The organism is Pseudomonas sp. AAC, assembly GCF_000725445.1.
Lineage (GTDB): Bacteria > Pseudomonadota > Gammaproteobacteria > Pseudomonadales > Pseudomonadaceae > Pseudomonas > Pseudomonas citronellolis.
Window position 1 is genome coordinate 715,125 of sequence record NZ_KL647098.1, and the last position, 13,957, is coordinate 729,081.

The 13,957-nt window shown below is 70.1% G+C and carries 13 protein-coding genes; 11 read left to right on the forward strand and 2 right to left on the reverse strand.

The genetic code is table 11. The features are described from left to right. The first annotated feature begins 76 nt into the window (after positions 1-76). Positions 77-1,006: a LysR family transcriptional regulator gene (locus FG99_RS20740; RefSeq protein WP_043272121.1), complete on the forward strand. Its 930-nt coding sequence runs from the start codon at positions 77-79 to the stop codon at positions 1,004-1,006. Between the two features lie 30 nt (positions 1,007-1,036). Here FG99_RS20740 and FG99_RS32525 read toward each other — a convergent pair whose 3' ends face one another. Beyond that, complete coding sequence (locus FG99_RS32525) at positions 1,037-1,198, reverse strand: hypothetical protein (protein ID WP_009618749.1); 162 nt, start codon at positions 1,196-1,198, stop codon at positions 1,037-1,039. Between the two features lie 100 nt (positions 1,199-1,298). Then, positions 1,299-1,553: a DUF1145 domain-containing protein gene (locus FG99_RS20745; protein ID WP_043272122.1), complete on the reverse strand. Its 255-nt coding sequence runs from the start codon at positions 1,551-1,553 to the stop codon at positions 1,299-1,301. A 300-nt stretch (positions 1,554-1,853) separates the two neighbouring features. Between FG99_RS20745 and FG99_RS20750 the strand changes: the two genes are divergently transcribed. From FG99_RS20750 to nirD, 10 genes are all read left to right on the forward strand, one after another. Then, a complete protein-coding gene (locus FG99_RS20750) occupies positions 1,854-2,927 on the forward strand; it encodes a DUF2157 domain-containing protein (protein ID WP_043272123.1) in 1,074 nt (357 codons plus the stop codon). Beyond that, complete coding sequence (locus tag FG99_RS20755; RefSeq protein ID WP_043272124.1) at positions 2,927-3,751, forward strand: DUF4824 family protein; 825 nt, start codon at positions 2,927-2,929, stop codon at positions 3,749-3,751. The genes FG99_RS20750 and FG99_RS20755 overlap by 1 nt, the downstream gene beginning before the upstream one ends. A 365-nt stretch (positions 3,752-4,116) precedes the next feature. Then, positions 4,117-5,313: a CmpA/NrtA family ABC transporter substrate-binding protein gene (locus tag FG99_RS20760; protein ID WP_081884683.1), complete on the forward strand. Its 1,197-nt coding sequence runs from the start codon at positions 4,117-4,119 to the stop codon at positions 5,311-5,313. Between the two features lie 13 nt (positions 5,314-5,326). Then, the gene (locus tag FG99_RS20765; RefSeq protein WP_009618744.1) at positions 5,327-5,905 is read left to right on the forward strand and encodes an ANTAR domain-containing response regulator; all 579 of its coding nucleotides are present in this window, start codon (positions 5,327-5,329) and stop codon (positions 5,903-5,905) included. A 221-nt stretch (positions 5,906-6,126) separates the two neighbouring features. Continuing rightward, positions 6,127-6,819: a polysaccharide lyase family 7 protein gene (locus FG99_RS20770; RefSeq protein ID WP_009618743.1), complete on the forward strand. Its 693-nt coding sequence runs from the start codon at positions 6,127-6,129 to the stop codon at positions 6,817-6,819. 82 nt (positions 6,820-6,901) lie between these two features. Beyond that, a complete protein-coding gene (locus FG99_RS20775; RefSeq protein ID WP_043272125.1) occupies positions 6,902-7,348 on the forward strand; it encodes a thioesterase family protein in 447 nt (148 codons plus the stop codon). A gap of 326 nt (positions 7,349-7,674) precedes the next feature. Then, a complete protein-coding gene (locus FG99_RS20780) occupies positions 7,675-8,886 on the forward strand; it encodes a nitrate/nitrite transporter (protein WP_043272126.1) in 1,212 nt (403 codons plus the stop codon). Positions 8,887-9,233: 347 nt separating this feature from the next. Continuing rightward, positions 9,234-10,904 carry a bifunctional protein-serine/threonine kinase/phosphatase gene (locus tag FG99_RS20785; protein ID WP_043272127.1) on the forward strand — a complete coding sequence of 557 codons (1,671 nt, stop codon included), beginning with the start codon at positions 9,234-9,236 and terminating at the stop codon, positions 10,902-10,904. Positions 10,905-11,156: 252 nt separating this feature from the next. Beyond that, the gene (nirB, locus tag FG99_RS20790) at positions 11,157-13,607 is read left to right on the forward strand and encodes a nitrite reductase large subunit NirB (protein ID WP_043272128.1); all 2,451 of its coding nucleotides are present in this window, start codon (positions 11,157-11,159) and stop codon (positions 13,605-13,607) included. A gap of 20 nt (positions 13,608-13,627) precedes the next feature. Then, the gene (gene nirD, locus FG99_RS20795; protein WP_009618737.1) at positions 13,628-13,954 is read left to right on the forward strand and encodes a nitrite reductase small subunit NirD; all 327 of its coding nucleotides are present in this window, start codon (positions 13,628-13,630) and stop codon (positions 13,952-13,954) included. Positions 13,955-13,957 lie beyond the last annotated feature (3 nt).

Here is a 13,957-nt window from a genome sequence, read left to right on the forward strand (position 1 = left end):
GAATGCCTGGCACTATGCCCGCAGGCATGGCAATAATTCCAATGCATTCCTTTACCAATCCCGATGCAAACAAAGCATGACCGACCTGCGCCAGCTCCGCCATTTCGTCGCCCTCGCCGAACACGGCCACTTCGCCCGCGCCGCCGAAGCGGTGAACCTCAGCCAGCCGGCGCTCTCGCGCAGCATCCAGGCCCTGGAAAGCCAGCTCGACTGCCGCCTGCTGGACCGCAACCCGCGCGGCATCAGCCTGACCGCCCACGGCCGGCTGGTGCTGGAACACGCCCGCCGCCTGCTGGCCGGCAGCCGCGCGCTGGACAACGCGGTGAGCCAGCTGGGCAACCTGGAGGCCGGCGAACTGCGCCTGGGCGCCGGCCCCTTCCCCGCCGCGCGCCTGCTGCCGCAGACCCTCGCGGCCTTCAGCCGGGCCCACCCGCGGGTCAGCGTGGCGCTGGCCATCGAGAACTGGCAGGTGCTGCACCGGCGCCTGCTGGACGACGAGTTGGAACTGTTCGTCGCCGACTGCCGCGAGTTGCAGGGCGACCCGCGCCTGGACATCCAGCCGCTGCGCGAGCACGACAGCCTGCTGTTCTGCCGCCCCGGGCACCCGCTGCTGGCGCGCGGGCGCCTGGCCATCGACGACCTGCGCGACTACCCGCTGGCCGGCCCGCGCCTGCCGCGCGACGCCCACCAGCGCCTGGCCCGCAGCCTGGGCCGCGAGCAGCCGCTGGACGTGCAGTGCGACGACGTGCTGATGCTCAAGGAACTGGTGCGCGGCAGCGACGTGCTGTGCCTGGCGGTGGCCGACGTGGTGGCCGCCGACGTCGCCGCCGGGCGCCTGGCCACCCTGCCCTGGCCGCGCCAGGCCGGCGACGCCGCGCTGCGCGGCTCGGCCTACGGCCTGGTGCGCCACGCCAGCCGCAGCCTGTCGCCGGCGGCGCAGGCGTTCGTCGAGCTGTTGCTGCAGGTCGACGGCCAGGGCGTCGAAGGCCCGGCGCAGAACGACTGACGGCACCCGAAGGTGCCGTCAGCAGGGGCATCAGCGATGCCAGTAGTAGCCGGGGGCCGGGGCGTAGCGCACCGGCGGCGGCGGAGGCGCGTAGTAGCGATGGCCGCCGCGCCAGCCGCCGTGGTCGTGTTCGTAGACCACGCAGCCGGACAGCGGCAGGAACAACAGCAGGGCAACGAGAAGGCGACGCATGGCTAACTCCTGATCGGCATCCGCTTCGAATCAGCGGCTTGCAGGATCAGACCCGGCGCCCCGGCGGCGGTGCCCGGCTACAGGGTAAAGCTTATGTAAATCACGGATTTACCCGCAGCGCGGGCAGGTGCAGCACGCCGAAGAACAGTACCTGCAGGCGCTCCAGCCAGGGTTGCCGGCGCGCCTTCAGGCGCCGGCCCAGCAGCAGCACCTCGCCGGCGTGCACCGCCAGCAGCACGACCGAGAGCAACAGCAGCGGGCGGTACAGCTCGCCGAACGGGTACAGCAGGTTGACCGCGGCGGCCAGCCAGAACATGGCCAGCGCGCCCTTGGCAAAGGACAGCAGGTGCGACATGGGCGACTCCGATGGGGTGGATGGTCCGCGCAGTCTGCCGCGGGCCGCGCGCCGGCCGACACCGACTTTCGACTGGCGCACCCGGCTCGGCCGCGGCTGAGCGCCGCAGTGGAGAGCCGCCGCGGGAATCGCTAGAGTGGAAAGGTGACCGGCCCTACTCCACGGGATGAACGCACTCGTAGGATGGGTTGAGCCTGCGAAACCCATGCTGCCGTGATGATGGGTATCGCTTCGCTCAACCCATCCTACGCAGAGCGATCCGGTGCAGTCGGCAAGACAGTTGCTCCTACGAGGTGTGCCATGCCCACGCTCAGCCATCACGACGCCCAGCAGCGCGTCGATGACATCCACGCCTTCACCCGCGAGTTGCAGCGCCTGGGCGAGGAAGGCGCGCTGAGCCTGGACGCGGCCCAGCGCGAGGGCCTGCAGGCGCACCACCTGCGCCTGCTGGACGAATACCGCGAGCGGTTCGACATCGACCGCGACAGCCAGGACAGCCGCCTGTCCCTGGGCATGCGCATCGCCTCCTTCCTCGGCGCGCTGGCCCTGGCCGCCAGCCTGTTCTTCCTCTTCTACCAGTTCTGGGGCCTATTCGGCGAAGCCGTGCAGGTGGGCATCCTCGTCGGCGCCTCGGTGATCACCCTGCTGGCCACCTTCTGGCTGCAACGCCGCGACGCTTCCGGCTACTTCGCCAAGCTGGCGGCCATGCTGGCCTTCGCCGCGCTGGTGCTGAACATCAGCATGCTCGGGCAGATCTTCAACATCACCCCGTCCGAGCGCGCCCTGCTGCCCTGGGCGGCCTACGCCCTGCTGCTGGCCTACCTGTGCGACGCGCGCCTGCTGCTGGGCGCAGGGCTGCTCTGCCTGATGGGCTTCGTCGCCGCGCGCTTCGGCACCTGGGGCGGCGTCTACTGGCTGGACGCGGGCGAGCGCCCGGAGAACTTCTTTCCCGCCGCCGTGCTGGTGTTCCTGGTGCCGCTGGCGTTCGAGCAGCGCCGCTTCGACGGCTTCGCCGCGCTGTACCGGGTGTTCGGCCTGCTGGCGCTGTTCGTGCCCATGCTGGTGCTGGCCAACTGGGGCAACGGCAGCTACCTGCCCTTCGCGCCGCACCGCATCGAGGGGCTGTACCAGGTGCTCGGCTTCGTCTGCGCCGCTGCGGCCATCTGGCTGGGCGCGCACCGCGAGTGGCCGGAGGTGGTCAATACGGGGCTGGCGTTCTTCGTCATCTTCCTCTTCACCAAGTTCTACGACTGGTGGTGGGAGGTGCTGCCCAAGTACCTGTTCTTCCTCGCCCTGGGCGTGGCGGCGGTGCTGATCCTGCTGTTCCTGCGCTACCTGCGCAACGCCCACGGCCTGCTGGGAGGACGCCTGTGATGAACATCACCCGCAACCACGGCCTGCTGCTGGGGCTGGGCCTGATCCTGCTGAGCAACGCCGCCGCCCTCGGCGCCGCGGCCTGGAACCGCAGCGGCGAGCCGGACAGCCGCCTGAGCCTCAGCGAGCGCGAGCTGCAGCGCAACAGCGACTGGCACCGCGAGAACAGCGGCGTGAGCCTGCGCCTGCTGTGGCGCATCCCCGGCGACGAGGCCAATGCCGCCTGGGCCCCGCGCATCCCGCTGGAGACCATGCGCGCGCTGGGCTTCCAGGTGCCGGACAAGGTCGACCGCGACAGCGCCCTGGCCTTCGACCGCCAGCAGGCCCGCGACGCCCTGCTGGTGCTGGAACTGGACGGCCCGCTGTACCAGCGCGAGCTGGCCCTGGCCCGCGAGCGCCTGGCCCAGGCGGAAAAACGCCTGGCCGCCAGCCCCGACGACGTGCACCTGAAGAGCGAGCGCGACTTCCAGCGCAGCGCCCTGGACAACGAGGAACAGCGCGCCAGCCGGCTGTTCCTGGCCGACGCCGGCACCGACCTGCAGGCCCTGCGCCAGCAGTACCCGGACCGCCAGCACTACGCCATCGTCCACGGCCAGGTGCGGCCCATCTCGCTGTACCGCAACCGCGCCTGGGCCCTGGGCGGCAGCGCCAGCACCGAGGGCGTGCGCGCGCTCAACGTGCCGCAACGCTGGCACGACGAACTGGAGGGCCTGGCCCCGCGCGCCGAACAGCGCGCGGCCCAGGAGCAGCCGCAGCCCTTCGGCGCCGAGGTGGCCTTCGGCCAACGCCTGGAGCCGTGGATAGAACAGATCCAGGCGCGCTGAGCGGCCACCGCCACGCCCCGCGAAGAGGCGTGGCCAGGTGCCATCTAGGACTTTGGGCCTAGTACCTATTGAACATTGCGCTCCACGGCCGGGTGACTAAGGTGGAATACAGGCCCTGCCGATATCCGCGACGGAGCCCGTGCCAGTTGTAGCCTCTCGAGGATTGCTCCCTGCCTCCCAGCCCCGCCGTCCGGCGGGGCTTCTTTATGCCCTGGCGGTCGCCTGGCGCTGTCCTTGCCCCTGGCACTGCCCTTGCTAGAGCTTCTGCGGCACGGCCCAACGGCGGGTCGTCCACCGACACCGGCGTCCCTTCGCCCGCCCGCCTGGCGCGGGGCGAAGCGGCGCCTTTTTGCTCCGAGGTAGCGATGACCGACATGACCGCCGAACTGCACCCACTGGCCTGGGTCGCGGGCTCCGATGCACCAGAAAAGAGCGTGCTCGACCTGGGCTTCATGGCCCTGAGCGACGCCGCCTCGCTGATAGTCGCGGCCACCCAGGGCTTCGCCCAGCCCTACGGGCTGACGCTCAACCTGCACCGCCAGGGCTCCTGGGCCATGCTCCGCGACGGCCTGCTCGGCGGCCAGCTGGATGCCGCCCATTGCCTGTACGGGCTGGTCTACGGCGTGCAGCTGGGCATCGGCGGGGTGCCGGCCACCGACATGGCGGTGCTCATGGGCCTGTGCCGGAACGGCCAGGCGATCAACCTCTCCGCCGCCCTGCAGCGCGACGGCGTGACCAGCGCGGAGGCCCTGCGCCGGCTGGTCCTGGACCAGGGCGCGCGGCTGACCCTGGCGCACACCTTCCCCACCGGCACCCACGCCCTGTGGCTCTACTACTGGCTGGCCAGCCTGGGCATCCACCCGCTGCGCGACGTCGACACCCTGGTCGTGCCGCCGGCACAGATGGTCGAGCACCTGCGCGCCGGGCGCATCGACGGCTTCTGCGCCGGCGGGCCCTGGGGCGCCCTGGCCATCGACGAAGGCATGGGCTTCACCGTCGCCACCAGCCAGTCCATCTGGCCGGACCACCCGGAAAAGGTCCTCGGCGCCACCCGCGCCTTCGTCGAGGAATGCCCCAACGCCGCCCGCGCCCTGGTCATGGCCCTGCTCGACGCCAGCCGCTTCATCGAGGCCAGCGAGGCGAACCTGCGCGGCACCGCCCAGCTGATCAGCGGCAGCGACTACCTCGACGCGCCCCTGGCGAGCATCGAGCCGCGCCTGCTCGGCCACTACCAGGACGGCCTCGGCCACGCCTGGAAGGACGCCCATCCGCTGCGCTTCCACGACGCCGGGCGGGCCAACCAGCCCTGGCTGTCCGACGGCCTGTGGTTCATCACCCAGTTCCGCCGCTGGGGCCTGCTGCGCGGTGAGCCGGACTACCTCGCCATCGCCGGGCAGGTGCAGCAGCAGGCGCTGTACCGCGAAGCCGCCCAGGCCCAGGGCATCGCCGTGGACGAGCGCGGCCTGCGCAGTTCGACGCTGCTCGACGGCAAGCCCTGGGATGGCGCGGACCCCGCCGGCTACGCCCGCGGCTTCGCCCTGCACGCCCTGAACGACGCCTGAGGGAGCTGCGAAGATGCTGCGCATCCTGCTGATCAACGACACCGCCAGCAAGGTCGGGCGCCTGCGCGCCGCACTGGTCGAGGCCGGTTTCGAAGTGCTCGACGAATCCGGCCTGAGCGTCGACCTGCCGGCGCGGGTCCAGGCCCTGCACCCGGACGTGATCCTCATCGACAGCGCCTCGCCCGGCCGCGACGTGCTGGAGCAGGTGGTGCTGGTGAGCCGCGACCAGCCCCGCCCCATCGTCCTGTTCACCGACGAGCACGACCCCCAGGTGATGCGCCAGGCCATCCGCTCCGGGGTCAGCGCCTACATCGTCGAAGGCATCCAGGCCGAGCGCCTGCAGCCGATCCTCGAAGTGGCCATGGCCCGCTTCGAGAGCGACCAGGCCCTGCGCGCCCAGCTGCAGGCCCGCGAGCAGCAGTTGGTGGAACGCAAGCGCATCGAGCTGGCCAAGGGGCTGCTGATGAAGATGAAGGGCTGCCCCGAGGAAGAGGCCTACACCCTGATGCGCCGCCAGGCCATGAGCCGCCAGCAGAAGCTGGTGCAGGTCGCCGAGCAGATCATCGCAATGCACGAGATGCTGGGCCACTGAGCCGCGGCCACTGGCCAGCGGCGGCACCGCGCGATCATCGCGCCAGCGCCACTGCTGGCCCAGCTCGCGAGCGAAGCCGCCTATGCTGCCGCCGCCCCGCCGCCATGGCGGGGCCAGGACCCGCTTCCGCCGCCTGCGCGGAAGCCCGCAGTGGGCGCGCCTGGCCAGGCCCCCGGACGCCCACCCGTCAGCGCCGGCACGCCGGCCCAGCAGAGGCACCCATGCTCGACATCAGTACCTGGAACCTCAGCGTTCCCACCGACCCCAGGCCCACCGAGGTCACCACCCAGCAGATCGCCCGCGGCTACCAGAGCCACTTCTTCACCCGCAACAGCGCACGGATGACCTTCTGGGTGCCGGTCACCGGCTCGCACACCTCCGACAGCGTGTTCCCGCGCAGCGAACTGCGCGAGACGCTGCCCGACGGCTCCATCTACAACTGGTACTACCGCGCCGCCGACAACGAGCTGCGCGCCACCCTGACGGTGGAACAGGTGCCGTCGAAGAACAAGGTGATCATCGGCCAGATCCACAGCAAGTCGCCCTACAGCAACGACGGCGAGCCGCTGGTCAAGCTGCAGTACCACTACATCCCCGGCCAGGAGAGCGGGCGCATCGAGGCCCTGGTGCGCAACCACCCCGACGACTCCGCGGTGGTCAACGTGCCCCTGCTCAACGGCGTGCAGTTGGGCGAGCGCGTCACCTACAGCCTGCGCGTCACCTCCTCGGGCAACCTGGGCATCCGCGCGCGCAGCGCCGACGGCGCGGAGAACTACTACAGCAAGGCGCTCAGCAGCACCTGGTCGAAACAGCTGCTGTACTTCAAGGCCGGCGCCTACATCGCCGACAACTACGGCCCCAGCGACGAGGGCGCGCGGGTGACCTTCTACCACATCAACATCGCCCACCGCTGAAATCGCCCGCCGGCAGGCTGCCCGGGCGGGCCGCCAGGGCCTAGAATCGGCCCCCTCTTCCACCGCTTCGCGCAAGGTACCCATGGCCCGCCTCGACCTGCAGTTCCCCGAGGAACTGTTCTGCTACCAGACCCAGCTGACCGTCCGCGTCACCGACATCAACGGCGCCCGCCACCTGGGCAACGACTCCATGATCTCGATGATCTCCGAGGCCCGCGCGCGCTTCCTGTTCGACTTCGGCATCAGCGAGGGCGTCGGCGCGGACGGCGTCGGCATCATCGTCACCGACCTGGCCACCACCTACCGCGCCGAGGCCCACGCCCGCGACCGCCTGCTGTTCGAGGTGGGCGTGATGGACTTCAACAGGTACGGCGGCGACATCATCTTCCGCATCACCCGCCCGGCCGATGCCACCCTGGTGGCCATGGCCAAGTCCGGCTTCGTGTTCTTCGACTACCGCCAGCGCAAGGTGGTGCCCATGCCCGAGGCCATGAGGGCGGCCTTCCCGGCGGTCAACCGGGTGGACTGAAGCGCCCCATCGGCGGGCACCGGGCCCGCCCCGGCGCCCCTTTCTGGTTCGCCCCGGGGCCGGTTTCGCCGGCCAGGTAGCCGATTCCACGCCACCTGCGCGGTTGGCCCGGCCCTTGCTGTGGCACCTGCGGTGGCGATCAACGGCGATCCCCCATTCACACGACAAAGGCGTCGCATCCGCACCTGCCCCCTGGGGTAGTGCGCGGAGCGGCGCCTTTTTCGTTTCACCCCGGCGCAGGGGTGTGCGGGACCTGAACGAGACGCGCGACCGCCGCTGACGGCGGCGCCACGAACCCCTCTACCGTTGCTGACGAGGTACCCTCCATGAACACCAGCTTCTGGAAAGCCGGCCACGCGCCGACGCTGTTCGCCGCCTTCCTCTACTTCGACCTGAGCTTCATGGTCTGGTACCTGCTCGGCCCGCTGGCCGTGCAGATCGCCGCCGACCTGCAGCTGACCACCCAGCAGCGCGCCCTGATGGTCGCAACGCCGATCCTCTCCGGCGCGCTGCTGCGCTTCGTCATGGGCCTGCTGGCCGACCGCTGGTCGCCCAGGCACGCCGGCCTGTTCGCCCAGGTGATCGTCATCGCCAGCCTCGCCGGCGCCTGGAGCCTGGGCATCCACAACCTGGAGCAGGCGCTGTTGTTCGGCGTGCTGCTGGGCATGGCCGGCGCCTCCTTCGCCGTGGCCCTGCCGCTGGCCTCGCAGTGGTACCCGCCGCAGCACCAGGGCAAGGCCATGGGCATCGCCGGCGCGGGCAATTCCGGCACCGTGTTCGCCGCCCTGTTCGCCCCGGTGCTGGCGGCGGCCTTCGGCTGGCAGAACGTCTTCGGCTTCGCCCTGATCCCGCTGTTGCTGACCCTGGCGGTATTCGCCCTGCTCGCCCGCAACGCCCCCGATCGGCCGGCGCCGAAATCCCTGGGCGACTACCTCAAGGCCCTCGGCGACCGCGACAGCTGGTGGTTCATGTTCTTCTACAGCGTGACCTTCGGCGGCTTCCTCGGCCTGGCCGCCACCCTGCCCGGCTACTTCCACGACCAGTACGGCCTGGACCCGGTCACCGCCGGCTACTACACCGCCGCCTGCGTCTTCGCCGGCAGCCTGATGCGCCCGCTGGGCGGCGCCCTGGCCGACCGCATCGGCGGCATCCGCAGCCTGCTGGCGATGTACACGGTGGCCTCGGTGTGCATCGCCGCGGTCGGCTTCCACCTGCCCAACGCGGTGGCCGCCCTGGGTCTGTTCGTGGCCGCCATGCTCAGCCTGGGCGCCGGCAACGGCGCGGTGTTCCAGCTGGTGCCGCAGCGCTTCCGCCAGAGCATCGGGGTGATGACCGGGCTGATCGGCATGGCCGGCGGCATCGGCGGCTTCTGCCTGACCGCGGGCCTGGGCGCCATCAAGCAGGCCAGCGGCGACTACCAGTTGGGCCTGTGGCTGTTCGCCGCCCTCGGCGTGCTGGCCTGGTTCGGTCTGCATGGGGTGAAGCGGCGCTGGCGTACCACCTGGGGCAGCGCTGCGGTGACTGCGGCGCGGGTTTGAAGGCTTCCTGGGGCGTAGGTGCTGGGTGTAAGAGCGCCCTCTCCCCAACCCTCTCCCTGAAGGGAGAGGGGGCTGTCCTGAGCGAGTGGGGAGTTTGGAGTCATCCTGATACTCCTCATCCGCGAACGCGGGAACATAGGGCGAATAACCGTTCGCGGTTATCCGCCGTTGAAAAGGCGGATCGGGAATGACGAGGTGAAAGGATGAAGACGGTCCCCCAGCCCCCTCCGAACGGCCCCCTCTCCCTCTGGGAGAGGGCTGGGGTGAGGGCGCGGAGTCAACCTGATTCACCGCAGCCCAACCCCCTTCGCGAGCAAGCTCGCTCCTACGAAGAGCAGAACGCCCCCATGACCTTGCAACTGACCATCGCCCAGGCCAGCGCCACCGGCCCGCGCACGGAGAACCAGGATGCCCTGCGGGTGGTCACCCCGCCCGCCGACCTGGCCGCCAGCAAGGGCCACCTGTTCGCCCTGGCCGACGGCGTCAGCCAGTGCGCCGACGGCGGCCTGGCCGCGCGCCTGACCGTGCAGGCGCTGGCCAGCGACTACTACGCCACCCCGGAAACCTGGGCCATCGCCCAGGCCTTGGACCGCCTGCTGCTCTCGCAGAACCGCTGGCTGCAGGCCAACGGCGGCGGCCAGCCGCTGCTCACCACCCTCACCGCGCTGGTCCTGCGCGGCCAGCGCTTCACCCTCGCCCACGTCGGCGACTGCCGCCTGTACCGCTGGCGCGACGGCGAGCTGGAATGCCTGACCCAGGACCACGTCTGGGAACAGCCGGGCATGCAGCACGTGCTCAAGCGCGCCCTGGGCCTGGACCAGCACCTGGTGGTGGACTACCGCGACGGCGAGCTGCAGGAGGGCGAGAGCTTCCTGTTGGCCAGCGACGGCGTCTGGGCCACCCTGGGCGACGCCGGCATCCGCCGCATCCTCGCCGACGCCCGCGAACCGCGGGGCGCCGCCGAAGCCCTGGTCAAGGCCGCGCACCTGGCCGGCAGCCAGGACAATGCCAGCGCCCTGCTGGTGCGCATCGACGCCCTGCCCGCCAGCGGCCTGGGCGACACCCTGGCGCAGCTGGAGCACTGGCCGCTGCCGCCGGAACTGCGCCAAGGCCAGATGTTCGAGGGCTGGCAGGTCGAAGGCCGCCTGGCGCAGTCGCGGCAATCGCTGATCTACCGCGTGCGCGACGCCCAGCAACGCCCCTGGCTGCTGAAGACGCTGCCGCCGGCGCTGCACGACGAGCCACGGGCCAGCCAGGCCCTGCTGCTGGAGGAATGGTTCCTGCGCCGCGTGCAAGGCCGCCACTTCCCCGAGCTGCACGGCCTGCCGCAGCGTCAGCACCTGTACTACGTGATGCGCGAATACCCCGGGCAGACCCTGGCCGAACGCCAGCGCCAGGGGCCCCTGCCGCTGGCCCAATGGCAATCCCTGGCGCCACGCCTGTTGCATGCCCTCGGCCAGCTGCACCGGCGCAACATCCTGCACCGCGACGTCAAGCCGGAGAACCTGCACCTGGGCGAGGACGGCGAGCTGCGCCTGCTGGACTTCGGCCTGGCCTACTGCCCGGGCCTGTCCGGCGACGAAGCCCACCAGTTGCCCGGCACGCCCTCCTACCTGGCCCCGGAAAGCTTTCAGGGCGCCGCCCCGAAGCCGCGCCAGGACCTCTACGCCGCCGGCGTCACCCTCTACCGCCTACTCTGCGAACGCTACCCCTACGGCGAAATCGAAGCCTTCCAGCACCCGCGCTTCGGCAGCCCGACGCCGGCCAGCCGCTACCGCCCCGACCTGCCGGCCTGGCTCGACGCCTGGCTGCTGCGCGCCGTGGCCGCCGACCCGGCGCAGCGCTTCGAGACCGCCGAGCAAGCCCTGCTGGCGCTGGAACAGGGCGAACGCCAGGCCGGCCTGGCCAGCCGCCCGCGGCCGCTGCTGGAACGCGAGCCGCTGCGCTTCTGGCGCGGCCTGGCGCTGGCCTCGCTGCTGCTCAACCTGGCGTTGCTGGCCTGGTTGCTGCGCCACTGAGCGCGCACCAGTTCGAACCCGCCCGCCTCATCACGGTGCAGGAAAACCCCGGCAGCACCGCGAAACCCCGCTAAATCTGCCTTCCGACGACCTGGCACGGCACCTGCAAGAGCACTGGCAACAATCTACAAAAGCGCGTCCCTCAACGAAGAGGCTCGCACTTCCCGATCGATCGGGACTTGGACAAAGGCGTCCTCGCCGGGCAACCGGCGGGACGCCTTTTTTGTTTTCCGTGATACCAGGAGCCCTTGCATGAAGAAGCTCAAGCTCGTCCTGATCGGCAACGGCATGGCCGGCATCCGCACCCTCGAGGAACTGCTGAAGATCGCCCCAGACCTCTACGAGATCACCGTGTTCGGCGCCGAGCCCCACCCCAACTACAACCGCATCCTGCTCTCGCCGGTGCTGGCCGGGGAGCAGACCTTCGAGGACATCGTCCTCAACGACCTCAACTGGTACGCCGACAACGGCATCCGCCTGCTGCTCGACCGCAAGGTGGTGAAGCTCGACCGCCGCCTGCGCAAGGTCTACGCCGCCGACGGCAGCGAGGCCGAGTACGACCGCCTGGTCATCGCCACCGGCTCCAACCCCTTCATCCTGCCGGTGCCGGGCAACCGCCTGGAGGGCGTGATCGGCTACCGCGACATCGCCGACACCCAGGCCATGATCGACACCGCGAAAAGCCACAGCCACGCGGTGGTCATCGGCGGCGGCCTGCTCGGCCTGGAAGCGGCCAACGGCCTCAAGCAGCGCGGCATGGACGTCACCGTGGTGCACCTCGCCGACTGGCTGCTGGAGCGCCAGCTCGACCGCACCGCCGGCAAGCTGCTGCAATCGGCCCTGGAGGCGCGCGGCATCCGCTTCCGCCTGAACACCGTCACCGACGAGCTGGTGGACAACGGCGACGGCCGCGTCTGCGCCGTGCAGTTCAAGGACGGCGACGTGGTGGCCGCCGACCTGGTGGTGATGGCCGCCGGCATCCGTCCCAACACCGAGCTGGCGGAAAAATCCGGCATCCCCTGCAACCGCGGCATCCTGGTCAACGACACCCTGCAGACCTACGACCCGCGCATCTACGCCATCGGCGAATGCGCCAGCCACCGCGGCATCGCCTACGGCCTGGTGGCGCCGCTGTTCGAGCAGGCCAAGGTCTGCGCCAACCACCTGGCCCAGTTCGGCTTCGCCAGCTACAAGGGCTCGGTGGTCTCGACCAAGCTCAAGGTCACCGGCATCGACCTGTTCTCCGCCGGCGACTTCATGGGCGGCGAAGGTACCGAGACCATCACCCTCTCCGACCCCATCGGCGGCGTCTACAAGAAGCTGGTGATCAAGGACGACGTGCTGGTCGGCGCCTGCCTGTACGGCGACACCGCCGACGGCGGCTGGTACTTCCGGCAGATCCGCGAGAACCACAACGTGGCGCAGATCCGCGACCACCTGATGTTCGGCGAAAGCAGCCTGGGCGACGCCGGCCACCAGGGCCAGAGCAGCGCCGCGAGCATGCCCGACAACGCCGAGGTGTGCGGCTGCAACGGCGTGTGCAAGGGCACCATAGTCAAGGCCATCCAGGAGAACGGCCTGTTCAGCGTCGACGAGGTGAAGAAGCACACCAAGGCGGCCAGCAGCTGCGGCTCCTGCGCCGGGCTGGTGGAGCAGATCCTGATCAGCACCGTGGGCGGCGCGGCGGACGTCAAGCCCAAGAGCGAGAAGGCCATCTGCGGCTGCAGCGAACTCAACCACGGCCAGGTGCGCAAGGCCATCCGCGAGCACCACCTGACCTCCATGGCCGAGGCCATGCGCTTCATGGACTGGAGCACGCCCAACGGCTGCGCCACCTGCCGCCCGGCGCTGAACTACTACCTGATCTCCACCTGGCCGGGCGAGGCGAAGGACGACGCGCAGTCGCGCCTGATCAACGAACGCGCCCACGCCAACATCCAGAAGGACGGCACCTACTCGGTGGTGCCGCGCATGTGGGGCGGCGTCACCAACCCGGCCGAGCTGCGGCGCATCGCCGACGTCGCCGACAAGTACCAGGTGCCCATGGTCAAGGTCACCGGCGGCCAGCGCATCGACCTGCTGGGGGTGAAGAAGGAAGACCTGCCGGCGATCTGGAAGGACCTCGACATGCCCTCCGGGCACGCCTACGGCAAGTCCATCCGCACCGTGAAGACCTGCGTGGGCAGCGAGTTCTGCCGCTTCGGCACGCAGAACTCGACGCAGCTGGGCATCGACCTGGAGCACGACCTGTTCAACATGTGGTCGCCGCACAAGGTCAAGCTCGCCGTCTCCGGCTGCCCGCGCAACTGCGCCGAGGCCGGCATCAAGGACATCGGCATCATCGGCGTCGACTCCGGCTGGGAGCTGTACATCGGCGGCAACGGCGGCATCAAGACCGAGGTGGCGGAGTTCTTCGTCAAGCTCAAGAGCGCCGACGAAGTGCGCGAGTACAGCGGCGCCTTCCTCCAGCTCTACCGCGAGGAAGCCTTCTACCTGGAGCGCACCGTGCACTACCTGCAGCGCGTGGGCATGGAGCACATCAAGAAAGCCGTGCTGGAGGACGCGGAGAACCGCAAGGCGCTCAACGCGCGCCTGCAGTACGCCCTGTCGCTGGAGCAGGACCCGTGGCAACAGCGCATCGAGCAGCCACGGCTGAAGCAGGAATTCGAACGCATCCCGCTCGTGCAACTGGAAACCGCCTGACCGGCCTGGGAGAACACACCATGAACTGGCAAGACATCTGCGCCCTGGAAGACATCCAGCCGCTGGGCTCGCGCGTGATCGCCGCGCCCCGTGGCGACATCGCCCTGTTCCGCACCGCCGACGACGAAGTCTTCGCCCTCGACGACCGCTGCCCGCACAAGGGCGGGCCGCTGTCCCAGGGCCTGATCTTCGGCAAGCGGGTGGCCTGCCCGCTGCACAACTGGCAGATCGAGCTGGACAGCGGCAACGCCGTGGCCCCGGACGTCGGCTGCGCCCACCGCCACCCGGTGAAGGTGGAGAACGGCCGCGTGCTGCTGGCCCTGAAAGACCTGGCCGCCTGCGCCTGAGGC

Coding starts and splice junctions, on each gene's coding strand:
- FG99_RS20750 (WP_043272123.1), top strand. CDS start 1,854: ATGCCCACGCTCAGCCATCACGACGCCCAGCAGCGCGTCGATGACATC.
- FG99_RS20765 (WP_009618744.1), top strand. CDS start 5,327: ATGCTGCGCATCCTGCTGATCAACGACACCGCCAGCAAGGTCGGGCGC.
- FG99_RS20755 (WP_043272124.1), top strand. CDS start 2,927: ATGAACATCACCCGCAACCACGGCCTGCTGCTGGGGCTGGGCCTGATC.
- FG99_RS20745 (WP_043272122.1), bottom strand. CDS start 1,553: ATGTCGCACCTGCTGTCCTTTGCCAAGGGCGCGCTGGCCATGTTCTGG.
- FG99_RS20785 (WP_043272127.1), top strand. CDS start 9,234: ATGACCTTGCAACTGACCATCGCCCAGGCCAGCGCCACCGGCCCGCGC.
- FG99_RS32525 (WP_009618749.1), bottom strand. CDS start 1,198: ATGCGTCGCCTTCTCGTTGCCCTGCTGTTGTTCCTGCCGCTGTCCGGC.
- nirB (WP_043272128.1), top strand. CDS start 11,157: ATGAAGAAGCTCAAGCTCGTCCTGATCGGCAACGGCATGGCCGGCATC.
- FG99_RS20775 (WP_043272125.1), top strand. CDS start 6,902: ATGGCCCGCCTCGACCTGCAGTTCCCCGAGGAACTGTTCTGCTACCAG.
- nirD (WP_009618737.1), top strand. CDS start 13,628: ATGAACTGGCAAGACATCTGCGCCCTGGAAGACATCCAGCCGCTGGGC.
- FG99_RS20770 (WP_009618743.1), top strand. CDS start 6,127: ATGCTCGACATCAGTACCTGGAACCTCAGCGTTCCCACCGACCCCAGG.
- FG99_RS20760 (WP_081884683.1), top strand. CDS start 4,117: ATGACCGACATGACCGCCGAACTGCACCCACTGGCCTGGGTCGCGGGC.
- FG99_RS20740 (WP_043272121.1), top strand. CDS start 77: ATGACCGACCTGCGCCAGCTCCGCCATTTCGTCGCCCTCGCCGAACAC.
- FG99_RS20780 (WP_043272126.1), top strand. CDS start 7,675: ATGAACACCAGCTTCTGGAAAGCCGGCCACGCGCCGACGCTGTTCGCC.